The sequence below is a fragment of the Blautia sp. HCP3S3_D9 genome, assembly GCF_052063845.1.
In the GTDB taxonomy this organism is placed as follows: Bacteria; Bacillota; Clostridia; order Lachnospirales; family Lachnospiraceae; genus Blautia_A.
Genome location: NZ_JBQHWS010000191.1, coordinates 1 through 4,489, shown reverse-complemented (window position 1 = coordinate 4,489; position 4,489 = coordinate 1). Strand labels below are relative to the sequence as shown.

The window sequence follows — 4,489 nt, the reverse complement described above, 5'->3', positions numbered from 1 at the left end:
GATGGCGTGAAGTATCATAAAAAGCGCTATGATTTCTTTATCAGCAATATCAAAAAAGTGATGAACGGGGAACTCCCGGAATGCAGGCTGAATCAGATTTGAAGATATAATTCCAGTTTGTAGACCTAAAACAGAATACACTTCCTTACATAGCAGTCATGCGCTTCGGTGCCTGGCTGCTAATTTTTTTGCGAAAGGAGCAGTATCGAATGAAGCTTGTATTAGCGGAAAAGCCCTCGGTTGCCATGAGTCTCTCGAAGGTGATCGGGGCAAATCAGCGCGGAGACGGTTATATGGAGGGCAATGGCTACCTTGTCAGCTGGTGTGTGGGGCATCTGGTGGAACTTTCCCAGCCGGAAGCCTATGATGAAAAGTATGCCAAGTGGAGGTATGATGATCTTCCGATTTTGCCGGATCATTGGCGGTATCAGGTATCTGCCAGCACGAAAAAGCAGTTCGGAATCCTGAAAAAGCTCATGCAGCGGAAAGATGTGGAGAGTCTGATCTGTGCAACCGATGCAGGGCGTGAGGGAGAACTGATTTTCCGACTGGTTTACCATCAGTGCGGCTGCAAAAAGCCGGTGGAACGACTTTGGATTTCCTCGATGGAGGACAGTGCGATCCGGGAAGGCTTTCAGAAGCTCCGACCGGGAATAGAATATGATGCCTTATATGAGGCGGCTTTATGCCGGGAGCGTGCCGACTGGATTGTCGGAATCAACGCCACCCGGCTTTTTTCATGTCTGTATGGGCAGACCCTGAATGTGGGGCGCGTGATGACACCAACCCTTGCGATGGTGGTTATGCGGGATGCAGCAATCCGGGTGTTCAAGCCGGAGCCGTTCTACTCGGCAGAATTGAAATTTCGGGATTTTCAAGCGGGCGGTGAGCGGATGAAAGAAAAAGCAGAAGCAGAAAAACTGGTGGCAGAGTGCTGTCAGGCGGGAAGTGCCATCATTACCAAGGTGGAGCAGAAAGAAAAATCAGAGAAGCCCCCGACCTTGTTTGACCTGACATCGCTTCAGAGAGAAGCAAACCGGCAGCTGGGATTTACAGCCCAACAGACACTGGATTACACACAGGCTCTGTACGAGAAGAAACTTGTGACCTATCCCCGTACTGACAGCCGGTATCTGACGGATGATATGGCACCGCTGGTGCCGGAACTTGTTTCTGTGATCCAGCAGAGCTTTCAGATTCAACCGGATGAGCCAGCACCGGTGAATGCAGCGCAGGTCATCAATTCCAAGAAAGTGACCGATCACCATGCCATTATCCCTACAAAAACAGCGGCGGGTTATGACATTTCCTCTCTTCCCAGTGGAGAACAGGCGATTCTTACCATGCTGGCGGTGCGTCTGATTTGTGCGGTAGGAACTCCTTGCCGCTATGCAGAAACCATAGTGGAAGCGGAGTGCGCCGGTCAGAAGTTCCGCACGAAAGGCAAAACAGTCACGGATATGGGCTGGAGGCAATATGCAGGAAAGCCGGTTGAAGATGCTGAGAAGAATGCGGAGGCAGGTGATCTTCCGGAGCTTTCGGAAGGCATGACATTGGAACTTGCCGGTGTCGATCTGAAAGAAGGCAAGACCAGCCCACCCAAGAGGTTTACCGAGGACTTATATTGTAAAGGGTAGTTAAGAAAAAAGCACAAGAAAGGACAAAAAATGAGAACAAAAAAAGCAGAAAATGAAAAGATTACTGCCCTCTACGAAAGACTTTCTCGTGATGATGAAATGGTAGGGGACAGTAACAGTATCGTCAACCAGAAGAAGATGCTTGAGGACTATGCAAAACAGAATGGCTATACCAACATAGAGCATTTCACAGATGACGGTTATTCCGGCGGTTCATTTGACAGACCGGACTGGAAAAGAATGATAGCAGGAATTGAGAACGGAAGCATTGGCACAGTTATTGTAAAGGATATGAGCCGGATAGGGCGTGACTATCTGCAGGTGGGCTTTTATACGGAGGTCATGTTCAAGGAAAAGGAAGTCCACTTTATTGCGATTGCAAACGGAGTTGATAATCAGAAAAGGGAGAGCAGTGAGTTCGCCCCGTTTCTAAACATCATGAATGAGTGGTACATTCGTGACTCCAGCCGGAAAGTGACTACGGTGCTTCGTGCAAGGGGAATGGAGGGAAAACACACCACCAATAATGCCATTTACGGTTACCGGAAAAGTGAGGAAGATAAAAACCAGTGGGTAATTGACGAAGAAGCTGCCGAGGTGGTGCGCAGGATATACCGGATGTCTCTGGAGGGGAAAGGACCCTATGAGATTGCGAGGATACTGTCGGAGGAACAAATCGAGCGTCCATCCTATTATCTTGCCAAGCGGGGACTTGGAACCTGTCGTTCCAACAATAATACTGCAACCCCTTATGTGTGGCGTGGGGCAACGGTGAGGGATATTCTTTCCAAGCCGGAGTATATGGGGCATACCGTAAATTTCCGCTCTTATAAAGAGTCCTACAAGGATAAGAGGGCAAAAAAGACACCAAAAGAGGACTGGGTTATTTTCAAGAATACACAGGAAGCAATCGTTTCTGAAGAAATGTGGAATAAGGTGCAGGAACTGAGAAAGACCGTCCGCAGGACGGATACAGTCGGCGAAGCCAATCCATTTACGGGGCTTTTGTATTGTGCTGATTGCGGTGCGAAAATGTACAACCATCGTGGCGGAGCAGGAAGGGCAAGAAATTGGAAAGGGGAATTAAACGGAAAACGCAGACCGGATCGTGATGAGTATAACTGCTCCACCTATAACTTAAGCAGACAGAGTTATGACAAACAGTGCAGCCAGCATTATATCAGGACAGAGGTTGTAAGAAAGCTGGTGCTGGAAACCATCAAAGCGGTCAGTGATTATGTGATTACCAATGAGGAGGAATTTATCAACAGGATATATTCCTCTTCGAGAGACAAGCAGAAAGAGAGCATAAGGTCTTTAAAGCGAAAAATTGCACAGGATACCAAGCGTGTAAACGAGCTGAATATGCTGATGAAGAAACTGTATGAGGATAATATCAGCGGAAAGCTGTCTGACAAGCGTTTTGAATTTATGCTCAGCGAGTTTGAAAATGAACAGGACACCATTGAAATATCTATGGAAAATGCCAAAGCCGAGATTGAAAAATATGAGAGTGATACAGTCCGGGCAGACAAATTTATAGAACTTGTGAAACGCTATACGGATTTCAGTGAATTAACTACCCCCATGCTGAATGAATTTGTGGAAAAGATACTTGTCCATGAAGCGGATTATTCCAGCGGAGAAAGGGTACAGGAAGTGGAGATTTACCTGAACTTTATCGGGAAGTTTGAACTGCCTGTAAAAGAACCGACTGCGGAAGAAATTGCAGAGCATGAAAAGCTGAAAGCACGCAGGGCAAAAAAAGCAGAATATAACCGCAGATACATGGAAAAGCGGAGAAAGCGTATCGCAGGGGAAGAACAGAAATCAAAGGAAGTCACAGTAAACGGTTAAGGGTATGGAGGATAGAGAGCTTATGAAACAGGAAGAAATCAGAAAGTGTACAAAGGTTGTGGAACTGTTCCGCAGTATGATGGATGAATTGGGAGATATGTGTGTGGTATATGATGTTAGGTTCGGCTTTATTGTACTGGAGTATTACATGGATGGGTATTTTGAGAATAATTCCAACTACGACAACGCAGAGGACTTGTATCATCACCTGTTGGGTAAATGGAAATTCTGCTGGATTGTGGATAAGGCAAAGGTTAACGGGACAGAAGAATTTGAAGATTATGAACCGTCATTGACAAAGGAACAGCGGGCAGAAAGGGATAAGGTTTTAGCACATTTTGAAGAAGCATTCCGGCAGATACAGACGGAATAAGAAAGTGTCACAACATCTGAGGGGGCAATCGGTTTGAACACTGATTGCCTTTTCTGACAGGAAATGGACGGATTTAAGGCGTTCCTGATGAAGTGGCAGGGAAATATGCATTGCATGTGTTTTGACACGCTTACAGGGCATAAAAAACGGAAAAAGGCTACATAATTTGAACATTTTGAAGGAGGGTATCATAGTGGCGAGGATGGGTAAAAAAGAAAAACGGTTGTGGGTGTTCTTTTTGAATGACAAAAACAGGATACAGTATAATGACCAGTGCAAGAAGTGTGTGCATGAGTGTAAGCAGAGTTTCCGGTGCAGGATTGTGTGGTGTGGGAAGTATTGCTCTAAGCGGAGGAAAAGGTAGTGCTTGCTATTCTTGTCTTTCGACACTCCCGGAGGGTGTGGCAGATGTTTTGAAATATAAAAAAATAACTATAGAATGGTGATACATTTACATTACGTTTACATAGTTACATAGTTGCCCTAACTCACAATTCATATCTTGCTATTATTCGGCTATCCGAGTATAATCATGCTGAAACCATAAGAGAAGGGATAGATGAAGCTATGGAATATATGTCTGCACCGCAGGCAGCGGAAAAATGGGGCATTTCAGAAAGGC

3 protein-coding genes and 1 pseudogene are annotated in these 4,489 nt (G+C 45.8%); all 4 read left to right on the top strand.

Going from position 1 to position 4,489, the window contains the following annotated elements:
* Nucleotides 1–209: 209 nt before the first annotated feature.
* A pseudogene (locus ACTNES_RS19545) lies at nt 210–1,619 on the top strand (DNA topoisomerase); the annotation flags it as partial.
* A gap of 48 nt (nt 1,620–1,667) precedes the next feature.
* A complete protein-coding gene (locus tag ACTNES_RS19540) occupies nt 1,668–3,494 on the top strand; it encodes a DUF4368 domain-containing protein (RefSeq protein WP_441040452.1) in 1,827 nt (608 codons plus the stop codon).
* A 22-nt stretch (nt 3,495–3,516) separates the two neighbouring features.
* Nucleotides 3,517–3,867: a hypothetical protein gene (locus ACTNES_RS19535; RefSeq protein WP_441040451.1), complete on the top strand. Its 351-nt coding sequence runs from the start codon at nt 3,517–3,519 to the stop codon at nt 3,865–3,867.
* 242 nt (nt 3,868–4,109) lie between these two features.
* Nucleotides 4,110–4,313 (top strand): hypothetical protein, encoded by a 204-nt coding sequence (locus ACTNES_RS19530; RefSeq protein ID WP_441040450.1) that lies wholly within the window; start codon nt 4,110–4,112, stop codon nt 4,311–4,313.
* Nucleotides 4,314–4,489: the final 176 nt, after the last annotated feature.

Coding starts and splice junctions, on each gene's coding strand:
- ACTNES_RS19540 (WP_441040452.1), top strand. CDS start 1,668: ATGAGAACAAAAAAAGCAGAAAATGAAAAGATTACTGCCCTCTACGAA.
- ACTNES_RS19535 (WP_441040451.1), top strand. CDS start 3,517: ATGAAACAGGAAGAAATCAGAAAGTGTACAAAGGTTGTGGAACTGTTC.
- ACTNES_RS19530 (WP_441040450.1), top strand. CDS start 4,110: ATGACAAAAACAGGATACAGTATAATGACCAGTGCAAGAAGTGTGTGC.